Here is a 14,728-nt window from a genome sequence, read left to right on the forward strand (position 1 = left end):
CATCATTCTTAGCTCTAACTCCTTCTATCCTCACGCTGAATGAACACTACTTATTTTCATCCCCCATGGTGCGAATTTTTATTAGCATGGGGGTCTCTGTCAAACTTGCCTGTTGATTGCAGCGAGAGGCGTTCGCTTTCCGCGGGCGGTCCGGGAGTTTCCTCGGCGCTGTGCGCCTGTGGGTTCTCCATCTGACCCGTTTTTCCCACAGGAGTCTCACACCTTCCACTCCTATCAACATTGTGCCAAAATCAACAATGAACTTTAACATAGCCTGCTTTTTAAAGGAAAATGGTTATTTTTCACAAGGAATTGTCTACCTTTTAATACTTTTCTATCATAATATTATACTCCTCTTATCAAGCACAATCAACAAAAGAGGGCATGCCAACAATGATAACTTTTGGCATACCCTCTAGATAAATGTTTTTCTGTAAGGCTCTGTTAAATTCCATTGTTGATTTTCAAATGGTCAGGGAATCCACTCCCTTCCTATAAACAACATTATCGTTTAACAGAGTCTTCTGTAAAAAACTATTGTTCGTTAAAAAAGCTTAATTTATTATTTCGCAATCTTTTTTTCAACAAACTGATGAATGCGATCTACTGCTTTTTCTAAATTTTCTAAAGAAGTAGCATATGATAAACGAAGATAGTCGTCTGTACCAAAACCGGATCCAGGAATTACCGCAACTAATGCTTCCTCTAATAATGCAGCAGCAAATTCATCGACATTTTTATAGCCAGTTAATTCAGCAGCTTTTTTTGCATTTGGAAATAAATAGAATGCACCTTTAGGCTTTAGGCAAGAGAACCCAGGAATTTCTGTCAATTTCTGATGGATAATATTCAGTCTGTGCTGAAATGCTTGATTCATTTCTGTTAACGCATCTTGTGACCCTCTGTATGCTTCTATTGCACCATATTGTGCTGTTGTTGTAGGGTTTGATGTACTATGGCTTGCTAAGTTTGTCATAGCAGTAATAATGTCTTTATTTCCTGCTGCGTACCCAATTCTCCAACCTGTCATGGAATGAGATTTCGAAACACCATTTATTATGATAGTAGCTTCTTTTAATTGCGGAGATAAAGTAGCGATTGAAACATGCTTAGCTTCCCCATATACAAGTTTTTCGTAAATTTCATCGGATATAATCAAAATATTATGCTCTAAACAAACTTCTCCAATTGCTTTTAGTTCCTCTTCTGTATAAATCATACCCGTTGGATTGCTTGGTGAGTTAATAATAACTGCTTTTGTTTTTGCTGTGATTGCTTGTCTTAATTGTTCTGGTGTAATTTTAAACTCATTTTCTTCTAATCCATCCACATAAACTGGAACGCCGTCTGCAAGCTTTACTTGTTCAGGGTAGCTAACCCAAAATGGCGTAGGAATGATTACTTCGTCTCCTTCATCTAACAACACTTGAAACAATGTGTATAATCCATGTTTTGCACCATTTGTAACAATGATTTGTGAAGCTTCATAATCTAATCCTTGATCTTTTTGAAATTTACGGACAATTTCTTCTTTTAATTCTGGTAAACCTGCAGCTGCAGTATATTTAGTTTGTCCTTCATTCATGCTATTAATAGCTGCATCAATAATATTTTGCGGTGTATTAAAGTCCGGCTCGCCCGCCCCTAAACCGATTACATCATAGCCTTCTGCTTTTAATGATTTTGCTTTTGCTGTGATTGCTAAAGTAGTAGATGGTGTTAATGCATTAACTCGTTGTGCCAATTGAATATTCATGTACTTTCTCCTCCAACCAAAACCTTTGAATTATATATTTTCAATATTTAAAAGTAATTCTTCACCTGTTTCAAAATCTAAATAATAATAATTTATTAAATTATTATCTGAATGAGTATTAATTTCCCAAGATGGAATGCCTCGTATCATGCTTAAGCGAACAGTGTTTATTTTCGCTGGTGATCTTTTCGCTAATAATTTATTAATCGCTTGTTTTTTAGTTATCCCATCTTTTTGTTTTCTAACAGTAATTGTATGGTTTTTTTCTTCAATCCAAACAATCATGTTTTCATTTTTGCTATTTTTTCCTTCTACAATATAATAAGTGTTTTTATCTGTTCCGTGAAACAGAGTAAAATTATCTACTGTATGTATATCTGCTTCCTTTTTGGCAATCGTTTCAGCCTCAGAGCTTGCCGCTTTTACTGGTTCCACAGCGTTTAAATAAATATTTATTACGAATCCAATTATAATAAAGGAAACAATAGCCAGTATCCAAATCCATTTTTTCATCTAATTCATCACTTCTTTTTATTCATTCTATTGTCATAGGCTGTTTCTCAAAATTTGTTGTTTTGCACATAAAAAATCGAAAAGAAGTACTCAGCAGGCTGAATTCACGTAGACTCCTGTGGGAATGCGAGAAAGACGAGGAGGCTCGACGCTCGCTAAACAGACGAAGTGTATTCAGCCTGCGAATTTAAAAGCAATAATCTATACGAAAACAGCCTAAAAAAATACGTTTGTATTTCAACATCCATATAAAGTTGTTTTATATGATTAATTTTATATTTTAACCCATTTCATGTAAATAAATTGTTTATACTCATCAGTTATTATAACAGCATACCTGAACAGAAAGGAACAATTTTAGGTTGAAATTAGGCAAAACGATTAAATTTTTTTATTCATTTCCTCATCTTGTTTTGTACAGCAGCTTTTCACGATAACCATTCTTTAATAATGCCAATCATTTCATTTAGCGGCATTGTTTTTACAGGGACTGCAGGAATGGATTGCAAAAACGTTTTTCCGTAAGAAGTAGTAATAATTCTCCTGTCAAAAACGACAATAAACCCTTTATCTTGTTCTGTACGAATTAAGCGGCCGAATCCTTGCTTAAATCGTAATACCGCTTCAGGCAAACTGTTTTCTAAAAATGGATTTCCAGCATTTTGCTTAATTTGTTCATTTTTTGCTTCCGTAAGCGGATCATCAGGTGATGAGAATGGCAAACGAACCATAATTAAGCATGTTAAATCCTCGCCTGGTATATCGATTCCTTCCCAAAAGCTGTTTGTTCCAAGCAAAATTGCTTTATCATACCGTTGAAAATTTCTCGTTAATCGCATTCTGCTTCCCGTTGTAATGCCCTGCGCTAAAATGGCGTAGTCTTCTAAACAACCACTTTCTTTCATTAAATCGTACGTTTTACGCAGCATGTCATTAGCTGTAAAAAGGATTAACATTCTTCCATTTGTCGCTTCCGCTATCCGGATGATATGTTCTGTAATAGATACAATATAATCTTCTAACGGCACCTTATTAATTTCCGGCACCCCTTCTGGTATGAACAATCTTACTTGCTTTTCATATGGAAAAGGGGAAGGAATTTGTTTCTCTACATAATGACTATTTGTTAATCCCAATGAATCAACATAATAATGAAAAGAGTTATTTACTGACATGGTCGCAGAAGTAAATATAATGCTGCTTTTTTGTGTGAAAAAATCTCTTTGCAACCTGCCTGCAACAGAATATGGCTGTGCATATAAAACAGCGTTATTTGGATACGTTTTTAAATCTGCTTCCAACCAGGAAATATTATCTTCTTCTCGTAAAAAAATGTTGCGAAGGGAGTTCATATAATCGTCCCATTCTTTTTGAATAGCTGTAATTCTTTCTACAAGCATTACTTGCTTGGATGATATTACTTCATTTAAACTTTTTAATTCATTTATTGTTTCTGTAACTGCAGCATGACAATCTTTAAAAAGAAATACTAATCTTTCTGCAACACTTCGTAAATGATTCCATTCTTTTGATCCATCGCTTTTTAAGCGAAAGCTAGTTTTTATGACAGCATGTTTCCGTCCATTTTTTTTCGCATATCGTAAAAGGGAACGAAAGAATTCTTCTAGCTCTGCTTGTAAATCATGAAACAGTTGATTATATTTACCCTTATTTTTTTTGTCCTCGGAAGCTATTAATAATTGCAGCTGATAGAAATATTGCTTTTGTTCTAATGTTCCAATTGCGTTTATACTTAATTTGGCTGCTACATATGGAAGCTGATATCCAAACTGCTTCGTTGCCGTTTTTTCAAAATGATGTCCTTCATCGATAATGGCATATTCATATGTAGGAAGCAACTTCTGTTCAGTAGTTAAATCTTTTAAAAGAAGCGCATGATTTGTAATAATTAACTGCGCTTTTTGTGCAGCATTTCTTGTTTTACGATAAAAATCTTTTGGAGCCCATGCTTTTGACATAGATAATGAGAAATTCCCATCATTTTTTATTTTATCCCAATAAATGACGCCGCCGCTTGAAAGATTTAATTCATCTTTATCGCCTGTTGATGTCTCTGTTAACCAGATAAGAATTTGCATTTTAGTCAAAATAATATCATAGTTATCATCTTGTTCACAAAGGGAAACTTCGAATTTATCCAGGCTAATATAATGGTTTCTTCCTTTTAATATCGTATAAGAAATAGAAAATGGTAATATATGTTTTAATAGCGGCAAGTCTTTTCGGATTATTTGCTCTTGTAATTGGGTCGTATACGTGCTAATAACGATTTGTTTCTGATTATTTACTGCGAAATAGGCCGAAGGAATTAAGTACGCTAATGATTTTCCAATCCCCGTCCCAGCTTCAATTAAACTATGTTGATTTTGTTCAAATGCTTGATAGATCGTTTCCATCATATTTATTTGCCCTTGTCTTTTCCGATAAAAAGGAAGCGCTATACTCATTGCTTCATCCATTTGTTCTGCTGCAAATGGGGCTGAATTATTTGAGTGATTATGTTGGACCTTTTCATTATGTTGGACTTTTAATGCTAATCCACGATAGATTTCTATATGTTCTGGTATGTATTCGACCTTTTTTTGTTTTTCATCTATAATCCCTTCCAACAATAAATCAGCATCACTTTTTAAGGAACCACTAAGCCTTTTTAACTGTTTAATCGTTTGCAAAGGCAAGCTTTTTATTTTTTTTAATAAAAGTAGAAGTAATTCTGCTGTTACGTAGGCATCGCTATCCGCCTGATGAGGTCTTGTATGATCAATTCCCTCTTGAACTGCCAAATCGGTTAATTTATAACTATCTGCAGTCGGAAATAAAATTCGAGCTAATTCTACTGTATCTAAAACCGGTCCATAAAACGGTTCATATCCTGCATATTGCAATTCTTCTGATAAAAAGGATAAATCAAACAAAACATTATGTGCTACAAAATAGGCGTCTTTTAGCAAAAGAGAAATTTTGTCCGCTACTTCTTTAAATAATGGTGCTGATTCGACCATTTTATCATTTATCCCTGTTAATTCTTCTATAAACGGCGAAATTGGTTGTAAAGGATTAATAAATGATGAAAATTCTTCCACAATTTCCCCATTTTCAACTACAACAGCAGCAAATTGAATCATTCTATCCCCTTTTTTTGGAGAATTGCCGTTTGTTTCTAAATCAATTACAACAAATTTATTCTCCATTACATCCACCTCTTACTTTCAGTCATTCAAAAGGTAACATAAAATCGAAAAAAGGAAAAGATATTACTTTTATTTGACCTGTTAAATTCGATTGTGATTTAGGCTGTTTTTGTATAGAATGTTGCTTTTAGAATCGCAGCCTGAATACACTTCGTCCGTATGAACATCATAAAAAGCTTACAATTAAATTCTTTTACATTACTTCTTATTACTCAAACTTCGCACCTTCAAATTCGTTTGCAAATCTTGATAGGACTTGGTTTAGAACAATAAAAAGGAAGGCTTGTTTTTTATTGTTGAGGTTGCTTTCCACTACGGGTTGCTTCGCTTTCCGCGGGGTGGGAGCTGAGCCTCCTCGGCTTTGCCTTGCGGGGTCTCAGCCTTCCCACATTTCCCGCAGGAGTCTTCGCACCCTCCGTTACAAGCAACTTGTTTTAAAATAAGTTCTTGTTTTCGAATTTCATAAGGTATTATTGCTAAACAATAGTAGCGTTGATTTTTTTCATGTTATTATTCAACGTTGTTCTACCAAAATGTGCCGCTTGAGTCTATTTCTATAAAGTGGGTGTTTTTACCAGTTCAACGACAGCAACTAATTAATAAAACGGCTTGATTGAAGTGGAAGGTGCGAGACTCCTGTGGGATTAGCGGGTTAGATGAGACCCCGCAGGCGCAAGCGCCGAGGAGGCTCATCGCACGCCCCACGGAAAGCGAGCATCCTGAAACGGAAAGCAAGCCCCTATTTGTAAGGAATAATATTTGCAAAAAAACACCCTAAAAGACTATTCAATCACTCTTTTCTAATTAGCTCTAAACCAAGTTATGACAATACATGAAGAGGAATTTATAACTGCGAAGTTTGAGTTATTATTCCATCTTTACAGCAAAAATATAAGAGGTCTGCCCTTAAAGAACAGACCTTGCTCACTTTATTGCTACCTGCTTTTTACATAATTGTTTTTTCAGGCTCTTGGTGCAACAATGTTTTTATTTTATTATGTTCATCCATAATCGCTACTTTTGGTTGATGATCGTGAACATCTTCATTTGCTACTAATGCATAAGAAATGATAATAACAATATCTCCTTCTTGAACTAGCCTTGCAGCAGCTCCATTTAAGCAGACTGTGCCGCTTCCACGTTCTCCCGGAATGATATATGTTTCTAATCTTGCCCCATTATTATTGTTGACAATTTGAACTTTTTCATTTGCTGCCATTCCAACCGCATCCAATATTGCTTCATCGATTGTAATACTGCCGACATAATTTAAATTAGCTTCTGTGACGGTTGCTCGATGAATTTTTCCGTTCATCATAGTTCGAAACATGTTTACACCTCTTCCCCTAATTAAGATCAAAAATTATATTATCAATTAATCTGGCAGATTTAAATTGTACAGCGATTGCTACAATGATCTTACCATCAAGCTGCTCTATTTTTTGCAAGTCAGGATAAGTTAATATTTCCAAATAATCAACAATACCGCTTGATTCTATTTCTACTTTGTTTTTTAAAGTATTGATAAGCTGTTCTATTTGATGATTTCCTTTTATTAACTCTTCTCTTGCAAGGGCAAGTGTTTGATATAAAATGCCTGCCTCTTTTCTTTCTGCTGGAGAGAGGCGAACATTTCTTGAACTTTTTGCTAAACCATCTTCTTCCCGAACTGTCTGCACTGCTACAAGTTCCGTCGGAAAATGAAAGTCTTTAATTAATCCATCTACTACTGCAACTTGCTGTGCATCTTTTTGTCCAAAATACACATGGTGCGGCTGAACTAAATGAAAAAGCTTCGTTAATACGGTTGCAACCCCATCAAAATGGCCAGGTCGCGTGCGGCCGCATAATACATCTGTTCTAGTTTGCACCTTTACCGTTACCGAAGGGGAGGAAGGATACATTTCTTCCACTGTTGGATAAAAGAGATAATCTACTTGTTCTTCGTACGCAACAAGTTTATCGTGCTCAAAATCCCTTGGATAAGAATCTAAATCTTCTGAAGGTCCAAATTGCAACGGATTAACAAATATACTTAATATCACAATATCATTATTTGCTCTTGCTTCCTTTAACAAAGCACGATGCCCTTCATGAAGATAACCCATTGTTGGTACAAAACCAATGACTAGCTGCTCTTTTTTAAGCGTTGTTGTTAATCTTTGCAGCTCCTCTGTTGTTGTTACTATTTTTGTTTTTGTTAATATATTCATTGTTTTCCCCCATAAAGACGACTCAGTTCTTCTGCTTTCATCGTAAAACTATGTTTCATTTCAGGAAAATCACTTGTTTTCACTTCATTAATATATTGTTTTAATGCTTTTTCTATCGGTTCATTTATATTAGCATACTGTTTTACAAATTTAGCCACTCGTTCAACCCCATACGTTACAAGATCATGATAAACAAGGACTTGGCCATCTGTATCAACACCTGCCCCAATTCCGATCGTTGGAATTTGCAGCTTATTGCTGATCTCTTTTGCAAGCTGCATCGGAACACATTCTAACACAACAGCAAATGCGCCTGCTTGTTCGCATTTTACTGAATTTTCTATTAAGGCACTTGCTTCTTGATGGTTTTTTCCTTGGACTTTGTATCCGCCTAATACGCCAACTGTTTGAGGAGTTAATCCTAAATGTGCCATCACAGGTATTCCTGCATTTGTTAACAGTTTTATTTTTTCAATCACATCATCGGCTCCTTCAAGTTTAACAGCATTTGCACCTGTCTCTTGAATAAGCTTCGTTGCATTTAATAAAGTGTCTCTTTCAGAAAGATGATAACTCATAAAAGGCATATCGATGACGATAAAAGTATTTTTCGCACCACGTTTTACCGCTTTGCCGTGATGGATCATATCGTTCATTGTTACAGGAATCGTCGAATCGTATCCAAGAACAACCATTCCTAATGAATCGCCAACTAAGATCATATCTGCCGCAGCATTTTCCACTTGTTTTGCAGAGGGATAATCATAGGCTGTTACCATACTAATTTTTTCTTTCTGTTGTTTCATTTTTAAAAAGTGTGTTGTTGATTTCATTATTTCCTCCTTTATTTGGAAGAGGGTAGTACAAAAACACAACAAAAGAGGCTCTCCCAACTAATTCGGCCTTATCCAATCAGCAAAAATACAACAATAACCAAACAACTATTGTTATTATTTTCCTAATATAGATATGGTCTTATGCTGTTGGGACAGCCTCATTACTTTGATTTTTTCGTTTCCTCCCTCTGTCCTTGTCCTTTTAGGATCTAGGCAGATATGAAAAGCGTAGGCACCTTGCTTAGTCGCGAAGAAAAATGTTCTCTTGGCTCAAAAAGTGTTTTTTACTTTTAGAGACAAGAGGTTACTTTCACAGGGGCTAGGCGCCGGAGCTAGACACTCATCTAAGTTAAGAAATTTTTATGATTTCTTATTAAAACTAAAAGGTGCAGTTCCTTTAAGATACTGCCCAACAAAAGCATTATAACAAAACTATACAATTCTTACTAGACTAAGATATCTGCGGAATAAATTTGATGAGTAACTCCATCTTCATCCTCTAGCAGCAATACTCCTTCATCTGTAATTCCTAGAGCAACTCCGTATAAATTTCCTGTAAGAGTTCTTGCCGTAACCTTTTTTCCGATACTAATGGCATAGCTCTCCCATAATATTTTAATTGGATAAAAGCCGTTCTCTAAATAGACAGTATACAGCTTTTCTAATTGCAAAAGGATAGCTTGAATAATATTGGCACGATTCCATTTTTCTCCTTTTTCAATCAAGAGAGACGTTGCAAGCGATTGAATTTCTTCTGGATAATCCTCAAGCTCCTGATTTACATTAATGCCAATCCCGACAATAACCGATTGGATACGATCACTGTCCGCTTGAATCTCCGTTAAAATGCCTGTTACTTTTTTGTTGTTTATTAATAGATCATTTGGCCATTTAATTTGTGCTTGCAAACCGGTTACTTCTTCGATTCCTTGTACAACTGCAACAGCTGTTAACAATGTTAATTGCGGTGCTTGTAGAATTGGAATATTCGGTCTTAATAATAAACTCATCCAAATCCCTTTATATTTCGGCGAATGCCAGTTCCGATTCAGTCTTCCTTTACCGCCAAGCTGTTCTTCTGCTACAACAAGTGTTCCTTCTTCTGCACCTTCTAATGCCAGCTTATGTGCAATTTTTTGAGTTGACTCCACTGTTTCCTCATAATAGATATTTCTGCCGAAATTTTTTGTTATTAAGCCAAATCGAATTTCATCTGGAATAATTTTTTCTGGAACATCAATTATTCGATAACCTTTTTTACGGACTGCTTCCAATGTAAAACCGTCTTTTCTAAGTTCCTCTATATGTTTCCATATTGCCGTTCGGGAGCATCCTAATACATTTGCAAGTTCTTGGCCGGAAATATATTGATTCGGCTTACTTGTAAAAGCTTCCAGCAATTGTTTTCTTAAATCTGATGACATGTTTGTAGCCACTCCTTTATTGCCTGCTTATCGTTTCGAACTTTTTGTTCGACGACTGCTTGTTCGACAACATTCAAAACTTCTCTTATCCAAGGTCCAGAAGGTTTATTGCTCCAAGCCATGATGTCTCCTCCACCAATAACAAGATCTGCTTTTTTCTTTATTGGCAGTTTTTCATATCTTGCTTTTATATGTTGTATATCTACATCTTTTTTTTGTTGCCAAAAAGCTTGAGAAACTTTTTCTGTACTGCAGGCAATACATAAAGTAGCTTCATATAAATCGATGTCTGTCCAGGAATTGTTTTGTTTTTTGTAAACAAAAAACATGATTTTTTGGATTTGTTTTATTTGTTTCACCGGCAGCTTCCAAGCGCGTAAAAACTGTTCTATCAGTTTATTATCTTTTATTTTCAAACATAATAAACATATAGCCCACATTTCATTTCCATTTAAGAAAGCAGTATGCATAGACGACCATTGTACTAATGCATCCTCTTTTCCTTTTAATTGTGGCAAGTACTCATAAATCTTTGTCTCAACGACATGTTTTAAAGCTTCTATTCTTGCAGGACCATTCAGCAATTTTTCAAATTCAGCCGTTATTCTTTCGACTGCAATTTCTCTCAACAACTGACGATTTTCTGTAATAGATTTTTTTGTATTATCTTCAATAGAAAAACCTAATGTACTAACAAAACGAATCGCCCGCATCATACGAAGAGCATCTTCCTGAAAACGTTCGTTTGGATTGCCGACTGTGACAATTTGTTTGTTTTGCAGGGCATCTTCCCCTTGAAAATAATCAATAATGCTGCCATTTTTGTCCATTGCCATGGCATTCATCGTAAAATCTCTCCGTTTTAAATCATCGCGTAAATTCCTAATAAAAAATACTTCAGAAGGTCGACGATGATTTACATATGTAGACTCTGTTCGAAACGTTGTAATTTCGTAAGAACGATGATGAAGCAACACCATTACCGTTCCGTGCTGAATGCCGATATCAATCGTACGGTCAAAAATGTTTTTTATTTCGTCTGGTGTGGCAGCGGTAGCAATATCAATATCGTTTATTTCTTTGCCTAACAAAAAATCCCGTACAGACCCTCCAACAAAATACGCCTCATACCCAGCTTGTTCGATTTCTCTTATGATCGGTAATGCTTCTTGGAATACGTTATTCATCATTAATCACCAGTTTTCATTAACGTCTCATATATTTGTTCATACTGGCTAACAATTAATCCTGCACGGAAATGGTCTTGTACTCGTTGAATGGAATGATAGGAAAACTGTTGATGCAGTTCCTTATTACTTAATAAGGCAGCTGCCTTTTCGCCAATTTCTTCAGCATTTCCTAATTCACAAATATAGCCAGTTTCACCGTCCACAATTACTTCCGGAATACCACCAATATTTGTTCCAATGCAAGGTACGCCACAAGCCATTGCTTCTAATGCTACTAAACCAAAACTTTCTTTTTCAGATAGCAACAGCATTAAATCACTAATTGAATACAACTCTTCTAAATTTTCTTGTTTTCCTAAAAATAATACTCGGTCTTTTATTTGCAATTCATCTACCAGCTTCGTTACATTTCTCATTTCAGGGCCGTCTCCTACAAGCAAAAGCTTGGACTGTACCTTTTCAGAAAGATGATAAAATGCTTTGACAACATCCGGTACTCGCTTTACACTGCGGAAATTGGATACATGAATAACAACTTTCTCTGCTGTCTGTATGCCATATTCGTTTCGCAAATGAGTCGATTCTACTTTTTGATATACTCGCTCATCAATAAAATTGTACAATACTTCAATTTGCTTATTAGGATGAATTACATCATATGTTTGTTGTCTTAATGATTCTGAAACTGCTGTCACCACATCTGATTTTTCAATACCGAAACGGATGCTATCTGTTAAAGATGGCTCATATCCTAATACAGTAATATCTGTGCCATGTAAAGTAGTGACAATTTTCACATCTCTTCCGCTCATCTGTTTTGCTAAAATTGCACATACAGCATGTGGAATTGCATAGTGCACATGCAGCAAATCTAATTTTTCCCTTTTTATCACTTCAGCCATCTTGCTGCTTAAGGCAATATCATATGGGGGATATTGAAAAACAGAATATTGACTAACCTCTACTTGATGGTAATAAATATTGTGATACATTTTTTTCAATCGAAAAGGAAGGCTGGATGAAATAAAATGAATTTCATGCCCTTTTTCCGCGAGCATTTTCCCTAATTCTGTTGCTACAACACCTGATCCTCCAACTGTCGGATAACATGTAATTCCTATTTTTAATTTCTTCATTCTTTTCCACCTAATAAATCATGATGCAATAATAGCGGCTTTTTCTTCATAAACCCTTCAGCAAAAGATACTCCTGCTTCTTGCCCAAAGAGTTTTTCCCGTGCTTGAATGTTTTCGATATAACCGTTAACAAGCGGTGTATCCACACTTTCTGTTGATTTAATAAATTGGCTCTTATAACAATTTAATGCATCGATTTTTTGATTCATATATTCACTTGTATCAATCACAAAATCCGGCTTATGAAAACCGTTGATCATATAATAATAGACATTCTGCACTCGATGTGCCAATCCGTTTTCTGTCTGAATATTTATTATTCCTGCCGAAAATACTGCTTCATCTACTAATTTCGCACAATTACCATGATCTGGATGACGATCGAATAAAAATGGAGCAAAAACGATTTTAGGCTTATATAGACGGATAATCTCTACTATTTTTTTGATTGAAGCTTCTTGTAAAAACAAGCCTCTATCTGGAAGATCGAGTGTGACTCTTTCCGTAATGCCGAGAACGTTCCCTGCTTCGAGCGCTTCTTTTTTCCGTATATCGATCGTCCCATTTGAAGACAGTTCACTTTTTGTTAAATCGCAAACAACAATTTTTTTGCCTGCTTTTGCGTATTTAGCAATTGTTGCCCCCATCCCTATTTCCACGTCATCGCTATGTGCGCCAAATGCTAATATATCAATAGTCTCCCATTTACTTTTCTTTAAATTTTGCTGTTTTTCCATGTACAACATTTCTCCATTCTATATCACCGTGCTCAAGTCCTCGGATTAATACTTCCCCTGTCCCCATATTGGTTGCAAGTGGAACTGAATATACATCACATAATCGTATTAATGCGGTAACATCCGGTTCATGAGGCTGAGCCGTTAATGGATCTCGAAAGAAAAAAACCATATCCATGTTATTATTGGCAATTTTCGCCCCTATTTCCTGATCGCCGCCAAGGGGGCCGGAATGAAAGCGATGTACTTCTAATCCAGTTGCTTCTTTTATTTTTAAACCAGTTGTTCCTGTTGCAAATAAAGAGTGTTTTGAGAAAATTGATTCATATGCAGTCACAAATCGGACCATGTCATCCTTTTTTTTGTCGTGAGCAATTAAAGCAATATTCATTTTTCACACCCCTATTCCATAATATTTTCAAGTCCGTAAACAAGCACATTTACTTTTAATACTTCTTCTACCGCCAATTTTACACCTGACATAAAGGAAGTGCGATTATAAGAGTCATGTCTTAGTGTTAATGATTCTCCATCTGCGCCAAACATAACTTGTTGATGGGCAATTAATCCAGGCAAGCGAACAGAGTGTATGCGCATTCCATCAAAATCTGCACCTCTTGCTCCAGGAATCGTTTCTTTTTCTTCTGGGTGCCCTTGTTTTTTCGTTTCCCTAACTTCCGCAATCAGTTCCGCTGTTTTCACAGCTGTACCAGATGGAGCGTCCAATTTTTGATCATGATGCAACTCGATAATTTCTGTATCTTGATAATATTTTGCAGCAAGCTTGGAAAACTTCATCATAAGAACTGCTCCTACTGCAAAATTAGGTGCGATAATGCAGCCGCGGTTCATTTCTTCGCATAAATTTTCTAATTCCTGCAAATTTTCTTTCGTAAAGCCAGTTGTGCCAACTACTGGGCGGACACCGTAGCTAAGAGCTGTTCTTGCATGATGCATGCCAAATTCCGGTGTGGTTAAATCAATCAACACATCTGGTTTTTCTGTTTGCAAACAAGTGTCAATATCGGTATAGATCGGCACGTCATAGGAAGCAAACCCATCTAATTCACTTAATTTTTTTCCCTCATATTTATGATCCAACACACCGACTAATTGAAAATGTTCAGTACGCCCTGTTAAATAAACTGCTTCCTTTCCCATTCTTCCTCGTGCTCCTGCAATGACAATTTTGACTTTTTCCAATGTAAACGCTCCTTTATGTATGTTCTATGTAATTATGTTGTTGTTTTAATAACTCATTACTGCTTTTCTATGTCCAGCTACAGCACCTAGCCTTTATGAAAAATAACCCTTTGCCATGAACATTTTTCTTCAAGGCTGAACTAGGCGCTTCCCCTTTCTTATTGCTCTTTTCTTGTCCAACGATTTTTGTCTCTTGTGTTAAATTTGTGCATGACTCTATCATGTGCTTCCTCTAAGTCTATATGTAAAGAATTAGCAAGGCAAATTAATACAAATAGCATATCTCCAAGTTCATCGTTGATTTCTTTTTCTTCTTCTGTTGTTTTCTTCGGCTTTTCCCCATAATGATGATTTATTTCACGTGCCAGTTCACCTAATTCCTCTGTTAACCGCGCTAGCATCGCAAGGGGGCTAAAGTATCCTTCTTTAAACTGTCCGATATATTCATCGACTTCTTTTTGTAATTCTTTTAATGTTTTCTCTTGCTTCACCCATTCCACCTCATACC

Annotated in this window: 13 protein-coding genes; all 13 read right to left on the reverse strand. The window is 35.9% G+C overall.

Annotated elements, in window-relative coordinates:
• Positions 1–562: 562 nt before the first annotated feature.
• A complete protein-coding gene (locus tag ACTXGU_RS02630) occupies positions 563–1,750 on the reverse strand; it encodes a pyridoxal phosphate-dependent aminotransferase (RefSeq protein WP_443480165.1) in 1,188 nt (395 codons plus the stop codon).
• A gap of 36 nt (positions 1,751–1,786) precedes the next feature.
• Positions 1,787–2,269 carry a cell wall elongation regulator TseB-like domain-containing protein gene (locus ACTXGU_RS02635; RefSeq protein ID WP_443479941.1) on the reverse strand — a complete coding sequence of 161 codons (483 nt, stop codon included), beginning with the start codon at positions 2,267–2,269 and terminating at the stop codon, positions 1,787–1,789.
• A gap of 428 nt (positions 2,270–2,697) precedes the next feature.
• The gene (dinG, locus tag ACTXGU_RS02640; RefSeq protein ID WP_443479942.1) at positions 2,698–5,481 is read right to left on the reverse strand and encodes an ATP-dependent DNA helicase DinG; all 2,784 of its coding nucleotides are present in this window, start codon (positions 5,479–5,481) and stop codon (positions 2,698–2,700) included.
• A 946-nt stretch (positions 5,482–6,427) separates the two neighbouring features.
• Complete coding sequence (panD, locus tag ACTXGU_RS02645; protein ID WP_443479943.1) at positions 6,428–6,811, reverse strand: aspartate 1-decarboxylase; 384 nt, start codon at positions 6,809–6,811, stop codon at positions 6,428–6,430.
• Positions 6,812–6,827: 16 nt separating this feature from the next.
• Positions 6,828–7,694 carry a pantoate--beta-alanine ligase gene (gene panC / locus ACTXGU_RS02650; RefSeq protein ID WP_443479944.1) on the reverse strand — a complete coding sequence of 289 codons (867 nt, stop codon included), beginning with the start codon at positions 7,692–7,694 and terminating at the stop codon, positions 6,828–6,830.
• Positions 7,691–8,527, reverse strand: a complete 837-nt coding sequence (gene panB, locus ACTXGU_RS02655; RefSeq protein ID WP_443479945.1) for a 3-methyl-2-oxobutanoate hydroxymethyltransferase — start codon at positions 8,525–8,527, stop codon at positions 7,691–7,693. The genes panC and panB overlap by 4 nt, the downstream gene beginning before the upstream one ends.
• Before the next feature lie 449 nt (positions 8,528–8,976).
• Positions 8,977–9,954, reverse strand: coding sequence for a biotin--[acetyl-CoA-carboxylase] ligase (locus ACTXGU_RS02660; protein ID WP_443479946.1), 978 nt, complete (start codon positions 9,952–9,954; stop codon positions 8,977–8,979).
• A complete protein-coding gene (locus tag ACTXGU_RS02665; protein ID WP_443479947.1) occupies positions 9,939–11,141 on the reverse strand; it encodes a CCA tRNA nucleotidyltransferase in 1,203 nt (400 codons plus the stop codon). The genes ACTXGU_RS02660 and ACTXGU_RS02665 overlap by 16 nt, the downstream gene beginning before the upstream one ends.
• Positions 11,142–11,143: 2 nt before the next feature.
• Entirely contained in the window at positions 11,144–12,280 is a 1,137-nt protein-coding gene (bshA, locus tag ACTXGU_RS02670) for an N-acetyl-alpha-D-glucosaminyl L-malate synthase BshA (protein WP_443479948.1), read from the reverse strand.
• Positions 12,277–13,017, reverse strand: coding sequence for a bacillithiol biosynthesis deacetylase BshB1 (gene bshB1, locus ACTXGU_RS02675; RefSeq protein WP_443479949.1), 741 nt, complete (start codon positions 13,015–13,017; stop codon positions 12,277–12,279). Before bshB1 ends, bshA begins: the two co-directional genes overlap by 4 nt.
• Positions 12,986–13,408 carry a methylglyoxal synthase gene (gene mgsA, locus ACTXGU_RS02680; protein WP_443479950.1) on the reverse strand — a complete coding sequence of 141 codons (423 nt, stop codon included), beginning with the start codon at positions 13,406–13,408 and terminating at the stop codon, positions 12,986–12,988. Before mgsA ends, bshB1 begins: the two co-directional genes overlap by 32 nt.
• Before the next feature lie 11 nt (positions 13,409–13,419).
• On the reverse strand, positions 13,420–14,220 hold the full coding sequence (gene dapB, locus ACTXGU_RS02685; RefSeq protein WP_443479951.1) for a 4-hydroxy-tetrahydrodipicolinate reductase: 801 nt from the start codon (positions 14,218–14,220) through the stop codon (positions 13,420–13,422).
• Positions 14,221–14,378: 158 nt separating this feature from the next.
• Positions 14,379–14,711 carry a nucleotide pyrophosphohydrolase gene (locus ACTXGU_RS02690; RefSeq protein WP_443479952.1) on the reverse strand — a complete coding sequence of 111 codons (333 nt, stop codon included), beginning with the start codon at positions 14,709–14,711 and terminating at the stop codon, positions 14,379–14,381.
• Positions 14,712–14,728 lie beyond the last annotated feature (17 nt).

Source organism: Niallia sp. 01092 (genome assembly GCF_052318935.1).
In the GTDB taxonomy this organism is placed as follows: Bacteria; Bacillota; Bacilli; order Bacillales; family Cytobacillaceae; genus Niallia.